Source organism: Sphingomonas pollutisoli (genome assembly GCF_029167165.1).
Classification (GTDB): domain Bacteria; phylum Pseudomonadota; class Alphaproteobacteria; order Sphingomonadales; family Sphingomonadaceae; genus Sphingomonas; species Sphingomonas pollutisoli.
This window is the reverse complement of record NZ_JARFNJ010000007.1, coordinates 238,608-251,363: the sequence shown is the minus strand read 5'-3', so window position 1 is coordinate 251,363 and position 12,756 is coordinate 238,608. Positions and strand designations below refer to the sequence as shown.

The following is a 12,756-nucleotide window of genomic DNA, read 5'->3' as shown; positions in this document are numbered from 1 at the left end:
ACGCTGCCAGGCGGCATACCAAACCAACACACCGGATAATACGCCAAGCTGTGGCGCAATTTCCCGATCAGAAGAGCCGCGAAATTCCGAGGTACACTTCGGCGTCGGGCGCGTCGCGATTGAGCCCGGCGATACCGCCGATATCGAGCTGCACCGCCTTGCCGACCATCCAGGCGAGCGACAGCGCGCCGAACGTCTGGGTGGTATCTTCGTCGGGATCGTCGTCGCGCAGCACCTGTGCCTCGATCGTGGCGGTCAGCGCCTTGGTGAGTTCGACGCCGAGCCCCAGCGTGCCGCTCGCCGCGAAGTGTCGGCCGTGCCCGTCCTTGTCGACCGCCGCCTCGACTTCGGGCGTGGCCTGTAGCTTGAAGGTCTCGTTCAGTTCGTAGGAGACGGGTGCGGTCATCCCCGCGCCCCAATCCCCGAAGCCCACCGGCATCCGGCCGACCGGCACGGTCACGAAGGGGCGCACGGCGGCGGACAGGCCCTTGCCGTCGGGATTGTGCAGGTTGACCTTCGCGCCGAGCGTCACGTCGCCGGCACGCGCGCGGTTCTCGACCATGCCGCTCGCGCTGTCACGGGCGCGGACGTGGCCATAGGGCGTCCAGCCCACCTGCGCCTCGACCGTGTCGCTCAACCCGACTCGCACCAGCGTGTCGGCGATCAGCACCGTGTCGGTGCGGCCGTCCGAGTCCTTTTCGAGCGTCCAGTCGGCGAGCGCGGTCTCCACCGAGACGCGGCCGGATGCGATCGTACAGGGCGGCCGGCCGAGATCAGGGCGCGACGGACAATATTCGCGGTCCTCGGCAAGAGCCGGGGCGGCGGCGAGCGTCGCCGCCAGAAACAGGATGGTGCGCATGAAGTCCCCTTTTCATGCGCAACCCCGAATCGACGGTTCCGTTCCTTAGCGGACGCGCGGGCCACCGAAGGGCAGCGGCGGCGGCGGACGGCGGTCGCGGCGGGGGAGCTGCGCCTGATAGGCGTGCCCGCAATGCGCGACGCAATACGGGAAGCCGGGGTTCACCTTTTCGCCGCAAAAATGGAAATCGGGTTCGCCTGGGTGGCCGAGCGGCCATTTGCAGATACGGTCGCTGAGGTCGAGCAAGGTGGTCTTGCCCGCCATGTCGGCCGAGGGCTTGGCCGGGACCAGCCGGCGTGGCGGCGCGGGTGTGATCGGCGCCTGCTGTTCGCCTGGCGACTGGCGCAGGAATCCGCCCGGACCGACCGAGCGCAGGATCGGCTGCGGCGGCGTGGCCGGCGCGGGCGCGGCGACGGGCTCGGGTGAAATTTCAGCATCCTCGTCCTCATCGGCCTCAAAAACCGGGTCGGCGGGGGCGGCGGCGACGACTTCCACGGGCTGGAACGCGGCCGGCGGCACGGCCGGAGCGGGCTTGGGCGCGGGTGCCTCGACGACGGGCTTGGCGGCGACCTCGGCGGTGACGTCGTTGGGCTTCACCGGGGACGGGCGCGATTGCAGGCCGAGCCGATGTGCCTTGCCGATCACGGCGTTGCGGCTGACCTGCCCGAGCGCTTCGGCGATCTGGCTGGCGGTCTGACCGTCCTCCCACATCTTCTTGAGCGTATCGATCCGTTCGTCGGTCCAGGCCATGAAATCTATCTTCCCTACATGCCGGGTTGCGGGCGGTGGCGGCAGCGACTAACCGATCGCGCCATGAGCAGCCACCCCCCATCCGGCGAAATCCAGTCGGCGGTCCGCAACGCTCCCGGCGTTCCCGTCATCAAGGACGTGAACTGGGGCGGCCTGCGAACGCTCTATATCAAGGAGGTGCGCCGTTTCTTCAAGGTCCACCTGCAGACGATCTGGGCGCCGGCGATCACGACGCTGCTGTTCCTGATCGTCTTCACGATCGCGACCGGCGCGAAACGGCCGGTGCATGTCGGCGGAATCGACATCCCGTTCGCCGATTTCATCGCCCCCGGACTCATCATCAGCCAGGGCATGATGGGGCCGGCGTTCGCCAATGCCAGCTTCTCGCTGCTCGCGGGCAAGATCCAGGGCACGATCGTCGATTACCTGATGCCGCCGCTCTCGACGCTGGAGGTGCTCGCCGCGCTGCTCGGCGGCGCGATGACGCGTGCGTTCCTCGTCGGCTTCGTGGTTTGGCTGGCCATGCTGCTGTATCCGGGCGTGCATGTGACGCCCTCGCACCCGGTCGCCGTGGTGTGGTTCGGCTTCCTCGGCGCGCTGTTCCTGTCGCTGCTGGGCGTGCTGACCTCGATCTGGGCGCAGAAGTTCGACCATGCCGCCGCCGTGACCAATTTCGTGGTGGCGCCGCTGTCGCTGCTGTCGGGCACCTTCTATTCGGTCGACCGACTCGCGCCCGCGTTCCGCGCGTTCAGCCACGCCAACCCGTTCTTCTACATCATCTCGGGGTTTCGCTACGGCTTCCTCGGAACCGCCGACTCGCCGGTGCTGGTCGGCAGCATCGTGGTGCTGGGCGTCGACGTGGTGCTGTTCGTATTGTGCTATCAATTGCTGGCGCGCGGCTGGCGGCTGAAGAGCTGAAGCGCGATGGCAGTACCCCCACCCGTTCGTGCTGAGTAGGGATCGAGTAGGCGCTTGCGCCGTATCGAGATGAGCAGGTGAATATGCCCCCGGCATGTTCAGGATCGTCCGGGGGACGATCCGACCTGCTCATCGTATCGAAGCACAGGTGGCGCATGGGGCCTGTCCTTCGATACGCTACCTCGATACGCCCTTCGGGCTACTCGGCAGTTACTCAGGACGAACGGAGCGACTTGAGTCCAAGCCGGCAGGAAGCCGGTCAGGCCGGCTTGCGGAACACGGGGTTGCGATACAGCGTCGTGCCGAGCTTGCCGTTGCGCGGATAGAGCGCGCGACGCACGCGGTTGGACTGGTTGCCGCCCAGCACGAGCAATTTCGCGCCCTGATCGTCGAGCAGATACGAGACGTGGCCGAGCGTCTTGCCCCCGACGATACGCTCCCACACCACGACGCTGCCCCGGCCGGGCGTCGGATCCTCGACGCCCCACCCTCGCCAATCGAGCGCCCAGGCCGAGTCGGTGCCTTTCTCGCCCGCGCTCACCATGCACCAGTTGACGAAGGCCGAGCACCAGGCGGTATCGTCATCATTGCGTTGCGCCGCGCTCAAGCCCTTACAGGTCGCGAGATATTCGACGATGCGGGGATTGCTGCCGGGATTATATTCGGCGACGCCGGCATCCTCCTCGCGCAAGGCGAGCGAAAGCCAGAGCGGATCGCCTTCGGCGGCGGTCTCGGTCGCAGCGCCGACCAGCAGCGCGCTCCGGTCGCTGCCGTCGGGCAGAACGATCTGCTGGCCGGAGCGAATCAGGTTGGGATTGGTGATCTGCGGGTTCAGGGCGAGCACGTCCTTGGCCGATACCTTCAACCCGCGCGCGATGGCTCCGATCGTATCTCCGGGCCGCACGGTGTAGATCTTCTTCATGAGACTTGCTCCCAGGCCGGCAATCCTTCCTGGCACCAGACTATATGGCGCTCCCGGCGTGCTCTAGGGTAAAACCGACTTGCGGCGGCGGTGAGCGTTGCCCGGGCCTTCAGGCCGAGGTTGACGCTCAGCGTTCACACCACGTAGATATCCGCTCCGGCGGCCCAAGCACGGGCCGCCGTTTTTGTTTCTGCTAGGAGCGCGTCATCATGCCGATCACCCCACTCATGCCAGTGTACCCGCGCTGCGGCGTGCGCCCGGTGCGAGGCGAGGGCTGCTATCTGATCGGCGAGCAGGGCGAGCGGTATCTCGATTTCGCCGCGGGCATCGCGGTCAACGCGCTCGGCCACGGGCACCCGCATCTGGTCAAGGCGATCGCCGATCAGGCGGCGACGCTGATGCACGTCTCCAACCTGTACGGCAGCCCGCAGGGCGAGCATCTCGCGCAGCGCATCGTCGACACCAGCTTCGCCGACACGGTGTTCTTCACCAATTCGGGCACCGAGGCGGTCGAATGCGCGATCAAGACCGCGCGGCGCTATCATTTCGTCAACGGCAATCCCGAACGCACCACGCTCATCACCTTCAACAACGCCTTCCACGGGCGGACGATGGGGGCGATCAGCGCGACCAACCAGCCCAAGATGCGCGACGGGTTCGAACCGCTGCTGCCCGGCTTCGCCTATGCGCCGTTCAACGATCTCGCCGCCGCGCTCGCGCTGATCGACGAGACCACCGCCGGCTTCATGGTCGAGACGATCCAGGGCGAAGGCGGCGTCTCGGCGGGTACGCCCGAGTTCATCCGGGGCCTGCGCGAGGCGTGCGACGAACACGGGCTGCTGCTGGTGCTCGACGAGGTGCAGTGCGGCTATGGGCGCACCGGCAAGATGTGGGCCTATGAGCATTACGGCATCACCCCCGATATCATGTCGGTCGCCAAGGGGATCGGCGGCGGCTTCCCGCTCGGCGCGTGCCTCGCCACCGAGGAGGCTGCGAAGGGCATGGTGTTCGGCACGCATGGCTCGACCTATGGCGGCAATCCGCTGGCGATGGCCGCGGGCGAAGCGGTGCTCGACGTGATGCTCGAACCGGGCTTCCTCGAGAATGTCACGGCGATGGGCGAGCGGCTCCGCGGTGCGCTCGAACAGATGATCCCCAACCACGACACCGTGTTCGACAGCGTGCGCGGCAAGGGACTGATGCTCGGCATCAAGCTCAAGGACACGGCGGTGGCGCGCGATTTCGTCGCGCACGCGCGCGACGCGCATGGGCTGCTCACCGTGTCGGCGGGCGAGAACGTGGTGCGCGTGCTGCCGCCGCTGGTGATCGAGGAAAGCCATATCGCCGAGGCGATCGAGAAACTGAGCGAGGCGGCGCGGACCTACGCGCCGGTCGCGGCGTGAGCTCCCTCTCCCTTCGGGAGAGGGAAGGGGCCCGCCCGGCGAAGCCGGGTGGGAAGGGTGAGGGCGACTGCCGCATCACCCTCACCCTTCCGGCGCTTCGCGCCTCCTTCCCTCTCCCACAGGGAGAGGGATTGATCCTCCCCGGCGCGGGGAGGATTTAATGCGCCATTTCCTCAACCTTTCGGATGCGGGCGCGGACGGCATCGCGGCGATGTTGGCCGATGCGCTCGACCGCAAGGCGGCGCGAGGCGGCTGGCCCAAGGGCAAGGCCGATGCCGATGCGCCGCTCGCCGGGCACACGCTGGCGATGGTGTTCGAGAAGAACTCGACCCGCACGCGCGTCAGCTTCGATATGGCGATCCGCCAGCTCGGCGGGTCTTCGATCGTGCTCGACGCGGGGACGACCCAGCTCGGACGCGGCGAGACGGTGGCGGATACCGCGCGCGTGCTGTCGGGCTATTGCGACGCGATCATGCTGCGCACCGACGACCACGACAAGGTCGAGGAGATGGCGCGCCATGCGAGCGTGCCGGTCATCAACGGCCTCACCGATGCGTCGCATCCGTGCCAGATCATGGCCGATCTGCTGACCATCCTGGAGAGCGGCAAGGCGCTGCCCGGCCTCAAGGTCGCGTGGCTGGGCGACGGCAACAACGTGCTCGCCTCGATCATCGAGGCGGCCGGGCTGATGCGGTTCGATGTGGTGGCGGCGTGCCCGCAAGGCTTCATGCCGCCCGAAAGCGACCTCGCGCTCGGCAAGGGCCGGGCGCGTGTGGTCGGCGATCCGCGCGAGGCGGTCGAGGGCGCGGACATCATCGTCACCGACACGTGGATCTCGATGGGACAGGCACACGCCGAGACCAAGCTCGCCGCGATGATGCCGTTCCAGGTGACGGAAGCGCTGATGGCGCGCGCCAAGCCCGACGCCAGGTTCCTCCACTGCCTGCCCGCGCACCGCGGCGAGGAAGTGACCGACGCGGTGATCGACGGGCCGCAATCCTTGATCTGGCCCGAGGCGGAGAACCGGCTGCACGCGCAGAAATCGGTGCTGCGCTGGTGCTTCGGGCAGATCGGTTGATCCGGCCGGCGCGCTTCCCCACATAGCCGTCTCTCATCGCACCCTGCCCCGTCACCCCAGCGCAAGCTAAGGTCTCGCGGACGTCCGGAGCGACCTTGCCGCGAAAGACCCCAGCTTTCGCTGGGGTGACGATTGTGGCTGGGGTGCTGAAAGACGTTGATGCCTGACACCTCCCCCGATCTCGATCTCGCGCTCGGTTTCACCATTCCCGGCCGCCACGCGCGCGGGCGGATCGTGCGGCTCGGCCCGGTGATCGACCGTATCCTCTCCGCGCACGCCTATCCCGCCCCGATCGAGGCGTTGCTCGCCGAGGCGCTGACGCTGACCGCTCTGATCGGCTCGACGCTGAAGGACGCGGGTGGCCAGCTCACGCTGCAGGCGCAGACCGAGACCGGCATCGTCAGCCTGCTGGTGTGCGATTATCGCGGCGGCGAGCTGCGCGGCTATGTGCAATATGACGCGGGCCGCCTCGCCGACGCGCCGCTCGCGCCGAGCCTGTTCGCGTTGTTCGGCACCGGCTATCTCGCGATCACCTTCGACCAGGCGACGACGGGCGAGCGCTATCAGGGGATCGTGCCGCTCGACGGCGAATCGCTTGCCGATGCGGCGGCGACCTATTTCCTCCAGTCCGAGCAGATTCCGACGCTGATCCGGCTCGGCATTGCGCCCGGCAACCGCGTGACCGGCGGGCTGTTCCTCCAGCATCTGCCCGAGGGCGAGGAAGGCCGCGAGCGGCTGCACGTGCGGCAGGACCATCCCGAATGGGAGCATGTCGCGCTGCTCGGCCAGACGATGGGCGCGGACGAACTGACCGACACCACGCTGCCGCTGGAGACTCTGGTGTGGCGGCTGTTCAACGAAGAAAGCGAGGTCCGCGTGCTCGCCCGCCAGCCGATCGTGCGCGGGTGCCGCTGCTCGCCCGACTATATCGCGCAGGTGCTCGCCAAGTTTTCCGACGAGGACCAGCGCGAAATGGCCGACGAATCGGGGGTGATCACCGTCGATTGCGCGTTCTGCGCGCAGAAGTTCCCGGTATCGGTCGGGAATCGTTGCGATTCCTGAACGACATTGAATCTCGCGACACGATCCCCCACTTTCTGTACCGAGCGGTCACGCTCACGGCGGTGGGGCGTGGACTTGGGGAACCGAAATGATGCGGCGTTGGCGGATGATATGCGCGGGTGTGGCCGCGCTGGCAGGAACAGGCGCCATCACGGCGGCGGTGCCCGATCCGGGCGCGTCGGTGGCGTTGTCGCGGATCGAGCGCGGGCAGTATGAGATCAAGGTGGTCGGTTCGGAGGCGCCCGGGCGGTCGGTGTGCATCGCCGATGCGGCGATGCTGCTCCAGATGCAGCATCCCGGCGCCGCCTGCACGCGGCTGGTGATGGCTGACAGCCCCGACAGCACGACGGTCAACTACACCTGTTCGAGCGGCGGGCATGGGCGCACCGTGGTGACGATCACCACGCCCAGATCGTTCGATATTGATACACAGGGCATCGCCAGCGGCGCACCTTTCGACTTGAATTATCAGGGACGTCGTGTCGGCCCTTGCCCGGCACGCTCCACCGCATCGCGTTAACCCTTTGCGAAGACGGTGTGATTAAGGTGATTCGAGTGTGCTTTGGCATGCTTTTTCCCAATTGCCCGGTAACGGGCGACCGCTGGGCCGCCCAAGGGCGGCCCGTTTTTTCACAGCGGATTGCGCGGGATGCCCCCCGCCCCTAGACATGGGACGATCATGACACGCGGCAACACCCTGGCGGTCGCCCTCATTTCTGGCGGCCTCGATTCGATGGTTTCGGCGGCGCGCGCGCGCGAGGACGGGCACCGGCTGCTCGCGCTGTCGATCGATTACAACCAGCGCCACCAGATCGAACTGGCCGCGGCGCGGCGGATCGCGGCCATGCTCGGCGCGGAACGCCATGTCGTGCTGCCGCTCGATCTGTCGGCGTTCGGCGGATCGGCGCTGACCGCCGATATCGCGGTGCCCAAGGATGGCGTCGGCGACGGCATACCCGTCACCTACGTGCCGGCGCGCAACACGATCTTCCTCAGCCTCGCGCTCGGCTGGGCCGAGGCGGCGGGCGCGCGCGACCTGTATATCGGCGTCAACGCGCTCGATTACTCGGGCTATCCCGATTGCCGGCCCGAGTTCATCGCCGCGTTCGAGGACATGGCCGAGGTCGCGACCAAGGCCGGCGTCGAGGGCGAGCGCTTCCGCGTCCGCGCGCCGCTCCAGCATATGACCAAGGCCGACATCGTGCGCGAGGCGGCGCGACTCGGACTCGACGCGGGGATGAGCTGGTCGTGCTACGATCCCGCGCCCGGTGGGGTGCATTGCGGCCAGTGCGATAGCTGCCGGCTGCGCGCCAAGGGATTCGCCGAGGCGGGGTTGCCCGACCCCACCGTTTACGCGATCTGATGTCCTACGCGGTCAAGGAGATGTTCCTCACGCTGCAAGGCGAGGGGGTGAATGCGGGCGCCCGCGCGGTGTTCGTGCGGTTCGCCGGGTGCAACCTCTGGTCGGGGCGCGAGGAGGATCGCGGCACTGCGGTGTGCCGGTTTTGCGATACCGATTTCGTCGGGATCAACGGGCTGGGCGGTGGGCGCTTCGCCGATGCGGGCGCGCTCGCGGCGGCGGTGGCGCGCTTCTGGGGCGACGGCCGCGAGTCGCGCTTCGTCGTGCTGACCGGCGGCGAGCCGATGTTGCAGGTGGACGACGCTCTGGTCGACGCGCTGCACGCGGCGGACTTCCGAATCGCAATCGAGACCAACGGCACCCTGCCCGTCCACCCCGGCATCGACTGGGTGTGCGTCAGCCCCAAGGCGGGCAGCGTGGTGGTGCAGCGCTCCGGCGACGAACTAAAACTGGTGTGGCCGCAGGCGGGCAGCGACCCCGAAGCGCTGGAACGCTGGGATTTCGCCAACTTCCTCGTCCAACCGATGGATGATGCGACGGCGGTCGACAATCAGGCGGCCGCGATCGCGCTGGCGATGGCGCGACCCAAGTGGCGGCTGAGCCTGCAAACGCACAAGTTTCTGGGATTGCGGTGATTTCCTTCTCCCCTCCCTGGAAGGGAGGGGTTGGGGGTGGGTTGGCCCGAGAGGGAACGGCGCGCGTGCCACAAGCCTACCGACCCCCGGCCCCTCCCTTTCAGGGAGGAGAGCAGGTGGGGCGAGCTCTTGCGCTTGCGAAATCACTCAATATCTTTGCACTGATCGTTCTACTCGATCGGTCAGAACGAACTTCCCAATTTCCCGTGGGCGGGCGATTCGCCTATATCCGCCTCGTCCACTGCAAAGGAGAAAATTGCATGTCGATCATCGGCAAGACGATCAAACCGTTCACCGCGACCGCGTATAAGGAAGGCAAGTTCGTCGACGTCACCGATGCGGACGTCAAGGGCAAGTGGTCAGTATTCTTCTTCTACCCTGCGGACTTCACCTTCGTTTGCCCGACCGAACTCGAAGACCTCGCCGATATCTACCCGACGCTGCAGAAGATGGGTGTCGAAGTGTATTCGGTCTCGACCGACACGCATTTCAGCCATAAGGCATGGCACGACACCTCGCCGGCGATCAGCAAGATCAACTATTACATGCTGGGCGACCAGAACCACGTGATCTCGAACAATTTCGACATCCTGCGTGAAGGCGTCGGCCTCGCCGATCGCGGCACCTTCGTCGCCGATCCGGACGGCGTGGTGCAGCTCGTCGAGATCACGCCCGAGGGCGTGGGCCGCAACGCCGCCGAACTGCTGCGCAAGATCAAGGCCGCGCAATATTGGGCGTCGCACCCCGGCGAAGTGTGCCCGGCCAAGTGGGAAGAGGGTGAGACCACGCTCGCCCCGTCGCTCGATCTCGTCGGCAAGATCTAACCGATAGCCCCTGGGGTCGCACGTGGCCCGGGGTGGATGACCGTCCGCCCCGGGCCATTTGTCTTTAAGTAGAACCGCATGTCCGTTCGTCCCGCGCGCAGCCGAGGGACATCAAATCTCCCAGTGTCTCGACTTCGCTCGACACGAACGGGGTAGCGGTACTCATCCAATGAGGAGTTTCACCCATGCTCGACGCAAATCTGACGCAGCAGCTCAAGGCCTATCTCGTCAACATCAAGCAGCCGATCGAGCTGGTCGCCTCGCTCGGCGACGATGCCAAGTCGCGCGAGATGGGCGAGCTTCTGAACGAGATCGCCGCGCTCTCCGACAAGATCGCGGTCGTCGACGGCATCGACGCGCGCAAGCCCAGCTTCATGATCCGCCGCGTCGGCACCGATATCGGCGTGCGCTTCGCCGGCCTGCCGATGGGGCATGAGTTCACCAGCCTCGTGCTCGCGCTGCTGCAGGTCGGCGGGCATCCGTCGAAGGCGGCGGCCGAGCTGATCGAACAGGTCAAGAATCTCGACGGCGATTTCAGCTTCGAGACCTATTTTTCGCTGACCTGTCAGAACTGCCCGGACGTCGTGCAGGCGCTCAACCTGATGGCGGTGCTCAACCCGCGCATCAAGCACACCGCGATTGACGGCGCGCTGTTCCAGGCCGAGGTCGAAGAGCGCAAGGTGATGGCGGTGCCGACCGTGTTCCTGAACGGCGAACCGTTCGCGAGCGGCCGCATGGAGCTCGAACAGATCGTCGCCAAGATCGATACCGCCGCGGAAAGCCGCGCCGCCGAGAAGATCAAGGGCAAGGCGCCGTTCGACGTGCTCATCATCGGCGGCGGCCCCGCCGGTGCCGCCGCCGCGATCTACACCGCGCGCAAGGGCATCCGCACGGGCATCGCCGCCGAGCGGTTCGGCGGGCAGGTGCTCGACACGATGGCGATCGAGAATTTCGCCTCGGTGCCGCACACCGAAGGGCCGAAGTTCGCCGCCGATCTCGAACGCCACGTGCGCGACTATGATGTCGACATCATGAACCTGCAGCGCGCCGAGAAGGTGATCCCGGCGAGCGAGGCCGGCGGTCTCCACGAGGTGCGTCTCGCCAACGGCGCGAGCCTCAGGACGCGCACGTTGATCCTCTCGACCGGCGCGCGCTGGCGGCAGATGAACGTGCCCGGCGAGGACACGTACAAGAACAAGGGTGTCGCTTATTGCCCGCATTGCGACGGCCCGCTCTACAAGGGCAAGCGCGTCGCGGTGATCGGCGGCGGCAATTCGGGCGTCGAGGCCGCGATCGACCTCGCCGGCATCGTCGCGCACGTCACGCTGATCGAATATGACAGCGATCTGCGCGCCGACGCGGTGCTCCAGCGCAAGCTCGCCAGCCTGCCCAACGTCAAGATCATCACCTCGGCGCTCACCACCGAGGTGCTCGGCGACGGCGAGAAGGTGTCGGGGCTGATCTACAAGGATCGCAACCACGACACGCATCACGAGATCGAACTGGAGGGGATCTTCGTCCAGATCGGGCTGGTGCCGAACACCGAGTTCCTGCGCGACACCGTCGCCTTGTCGCCGCGCGGCGAGATCGAGGTCGATCATCGCGGCGAGACCTCGCGCCCCGGCATCTTCGCCGCCGGCGACGCGACGACGGTGCCGTACAAGCAGATCGTGATTGCGGCGGGGGACGGCGCTAAGGCGGCACTGAGCGCGTTCGACTATCTGATCCGCAACGAGCCGGTCGATGCGGCGGAGCAGGAGCTGGTCGCGGCGTAAAGACGCTGCGTTCCCCGCACGGGCGGGGGTCTGGAGCCGCGAGCGTCTCGCCTGCGGCCCTGGACTCCCGCTTGCGCTGGGGTGACGGTGTCGCGAAGCGTCGCCCCGGCGCAGGCCGGGGCCGGTGCGTAATCTGGCGGCGGGTCGCCCCCACCCAGCGGCCCCGCCTGCGCCGGGGCAACGGACATTATGGAGCACTGCACTGGCCGCCACCTATCTCCCCACGCTGAAACAGCTCCAGTATCTGGTCGCGCTTCAGGACAGCGGCCATTTCGGGCGCGCGGCGGATGCGTGTTTCGTCACGCAATCAACGCTCTCTGCGGGAATACGCGAGCTTGAGACGCTGATCGGCGTGGTGCTGGTCGAGCGGACCCGGCGCGTGGTGCGTTTCACGCCGCTCGGCGACCGTATCGCCGAGAAGGCGCGGCGCGTGCTGCGCGAGGCGGAGGAACTGGGCGACATGGCGCGTGCCGCCGGGCGGCCGCTGTCGGGCGACATGCGGATGAGCGTGATCCCGACGATCGCGCCGTTCATGCTGCCGCGTATCCTGCCCCGGCTGCGGCGCGACTATCCCGAACTGCGGCTATTCCTGCGCGAAGAGGCGAGCGGCCCGGCGTGCGAAAGCCTGAGCCAGGGCCGCGCCGACTGCGTGCTGCTCGCGCTGCCCTATGCGTGCGGCGAGGTGACAGCGCAGGTGCTGTTCGAGGACCGGCTGTTCCTCGCCGGGCCAGAAGCGGAGATCGGCGCGGGCGGCGCGAGCGTCAGCGCCGACGCGATCGACGAGACGCGGCTGCTGCTGCTGGAGGACGGGCATTGCCTCAAGGACCATGCGCTCGCCGCATGCAACCGCCCCGAGCTGCGCGCCGAGGCGACGATGCTCGGCACGTCGCTCCATACGATCGTGCAGATGGTCGACAACGGCCTGGGTGTGACGATGCTGCCCGAAATGGCGCTCAACGCGGGCATTCTCGACCATACGCACCTCGTCGCGCGGCCGCTGTCGGCGGCGAATCCGTCGCGCAAGATCGCGCTCGTGTGGCGGCGCGCATCCCCGCGCGAGAAGGATTTCCAGTTGCTCGCCGACGCTCTGACCGAGGTACATTAAAGAGGCGGACGAAACCATTTCGGTCCTGATCCGTATTTCCACGGAGCGCCCGCGACGGCGCCACC

13 protein-coding genes are annotated in these 12,756 nt (G+C 67.1%); 10 read left to right on the top strand and 3 right to left on the bottom strand.

The features are described 5' to 3' along the window. Positions 1-67: 67 nt before the first annotated feature. Positions 68-859: a transporter gene (locus PX554_RS16975; RefSeq protein WP_275503759.1), complete on the bottom strand. Its 792-nt coding sequence runs from the start codon at positions 857-859 to the stop codon at positions 68-70. A 45-nt stretch (positions 860-904) separates the two neighbouring features. Then, on the bottom strand, positions 905-1,609 hold the full coding sequence (locus PX554_RS16970; protein ID WP_275503758.1) for a GcrA family cell cycle regulator: 705 nt from the start codon (positions 1,607-1,609) through the stop codon (positions 905-907). Positions 1,610-1,672: 63 nt separating this feature from the next. Here PX554_RS16970 and PX554_RS16965 point away from each other — a divergent pair, with 63 nt between their 5' ends. Then, the gene (locus tag PX554_RS16965; RefSeq protein ID WP_275503756.1) at positions 1,673-2,527 is read left to right on the top strand and encodes an ABC transporter permease; all 855 of its coding nucleotides are present in this window, start codon (positions 1,673-1,675) and stop codon (positions 2,525-2,527) included. Between the two features lie 259 nt (positions 2,528-2,786). Here PX554_RS16965 and PX554_RS16960 read toward each other — a convergent pair whose 3' ends face one another. After that, positions 2,787-3,449 carry a C40 family peptidase gene (locus PX554_RS16960; RefSeq protein WP_275503755.1) on the bottom strand — a complete coding sequence of 221 codons (663 nt, stop codon included), beginning with the start codon at positions 3,447-3,449 and terminating at the stop codon, positions 2,787-2,789. 209 nt (positions 3,450-3,658) lie between these two features. On the opposite strand from PX554_RS16960, the gene PX554_RS16955 reads away from it, so the two are divergent. The 9 genes from PX554_RS16955 to PX554_RS16915 all read left to right on the top strand — a co-directional run bounded on the left by PX554_RS16955 (position 3,659) and on the right by PX554_RS16915 (position 12,691). Continuing rightward, positions 3,659-4,852 carry an aspartate aminotransferase family protein gene (locus PX554_RS16955; protein WP_275503752.1) on the top strand — a complete coding sequence of 398 codons (1,194 nt, stop codon included), beginning with the start codon at positions 3,659-3,661 and terminating at the stop codon, positions 4,850-4,852. A 160-nt stretch (positions 4,853-5,012) separates the two neighbouring features. Further along, the gene (gene argF / locus PX554_RS16950) at positions 5,013-5,930 is read left to right on the top strand and encodes an ornithine carbamoyltransferase (RefSeq protein WP_275503749.1); all 918 of its coding nucleotides are present in this window, start codon (positions 5,013-5,015) and stop codon (positions 5,928-5,930) included. Between the two features lie 159 nt (positions 5,931-6,089). Next, positions 6,090-6,992 carry an Hsp33 family molecular chaperone HslO gene (gene hslO, locus PX554_RS16945; RefSeq protein ID WP_275503747.1) on the top strand — a complete coding sequence of 301 codons (903 nt, stop codon included), beginning with the start codon at positions 6,090-6,092 and terminating at the stop codon, positions 6,990-6,992. A gap of 88 nt (positions 6,993-7,080) precedes the next feature. Next, on the top strand, positions 7,081-7,512 hold the full coding sequence (locus PX554_RS16940; RefSeq protein WP_275503746.1) for a DUF3617 domain-containing protein: 432 nt from the start codon (positions 7,081-7,083) through the stop codon (positions 7,510-7,512). Positions 7,513-7,671: 159 nt separating this feature from the next. Then, positions 7,672-8,355, top strand: coding sequence for a 7-cyano-7-deazaguanine synthase QueC (gene queC / locus PX554_RS16935; protein WP_275503744.1), 684 nt, complete (start codon positions 7,672-7,674; stop codon positions 8,353-8,355). Continuing rightward, entirely contained in the window at positions 8,355-8,987 is a 633-nt protein-coding gene (gene queE, locus PX554_RS16930; RefSeq protein WP_093224539.1) for a 7-carboxy-7-deazaguanine synthase, read from the top strand. Before queC ends, queE begins: the two co-directional genes overlap by 1 nt. 260 nt (positions 8,988-9,247) lie before the next feature. Then, a complete protein-coding gene (ahpC, locus tag PX554_RS16925; protein ID WP_275503741.1) occupies positions 9,248-9,811 on the top strand; it encodes an alkyl hydroperoxide reductase subunit C in 564 nt (187 codons plus the stop codon). Between the two features lie 185 nt (positions 9,812-9,996). Next, positions 9,997-11,586 (top strand): alkyl hydroperoxide reductase subunit F, encoded by a 1,590-nt coding sequence (gene ahpF / locus PX554_RS16920; protein ID WP_093224536.1) that lies wholly within the window; start codon positions 9,997-9,999, stop codon positions 11,584-11,586. A gap of 202 nt (positions 11,587-11,788) precedes the next feature. Then, a complete protein-coding gene (locus tag PX554_RS16915) occupies positions 11,789-12,691 on the top strand; it encodes a hydrogen peroxide-inducible genes activator (RefSeq protein WP_275503840.1) in 903 nt (300 codons plus the stop codon). Positions 12,692-12,756: the final 65 nt, after the last annotated feature.

Coding starts and splice junctions, on each gene's coding strand:
- PX554_RS16940 (WP_275503746.1), top strand. CDS start 7,081: ATGATGCGGCGTTGGCGGATGATATGCGCGGGTGTGGCCGCGCTGGCA.
- queE (WP_093224539.1), top strand. CDS start 8,355: ATGTCCTACGCGGTCAAGGAGATGTTCCTCACGCTGCAAGGCGAGGGG.
- PX554_RS16975 (WP_275503759.1), bottom strand. CDS start 859: ATGCGCACCATCCTGTTTCTGGCGGCGACGCTCGCCGCCGCCCCGGCT.
- ahpC (WP_275503741.1), top strand. CDS start 9,248: ATGTCGATCATCGGCAAGACGATCAAACCGTTCACCGCGACCGCGTAT.
- PX554_RS16970 (WP_275503758.1), bottom strand. CDS start 1,609: ATGGCCTGGACCGACGAACGGATCGATACGCTCAAGAAGATGTGGGAG.
- argF (WP_275503749.1), top strand. CDS start 5,013: ATGCGCCATTTCCTCAACCTTTCGGATGCGGGCGCGGACGGCATCGCG.
- queC (WP_275503744.1), top strand. CDS start 7,672: ATGACACGCGGCAACACCCTGGCGGTCGCCCTCATTTCTGGCGGCCTC.
- ahpF (WP_093224536.1), top strand. CDS start 9,997: ATGCTCGACGCAAATCTGACGCAGCAGCTCAAGGCCTATCTCGTCAAC.
- PX554_RS16960 (WP_275503755.1), bottom strand. CDS start 3,449: ATGAAGAAGATCTACACCGTGCGGCCCGGAGATACGATCGGAGCCATC.
- hslO (WP_275503747.1), top strand. CDS start 6,090: ATGCCTGACACCTCCCCCGATCTCGATCTCGCGCTCGGTTTCACCATT.
- PX554_RS16965 (WP_275503756.1), top strand. CDS start 1,673: ATGAGCAGCCACCCCCCATCCGGCGAAATCCAGTCGGCGGTCCGCAAC.
- PX554_RS16955 (WP_275503752.1), top strand. CDS start 3,659: ATGCCGATCACCCCACTCATGCCAGTGTACCCGCGCTGCGGCGTGCGC.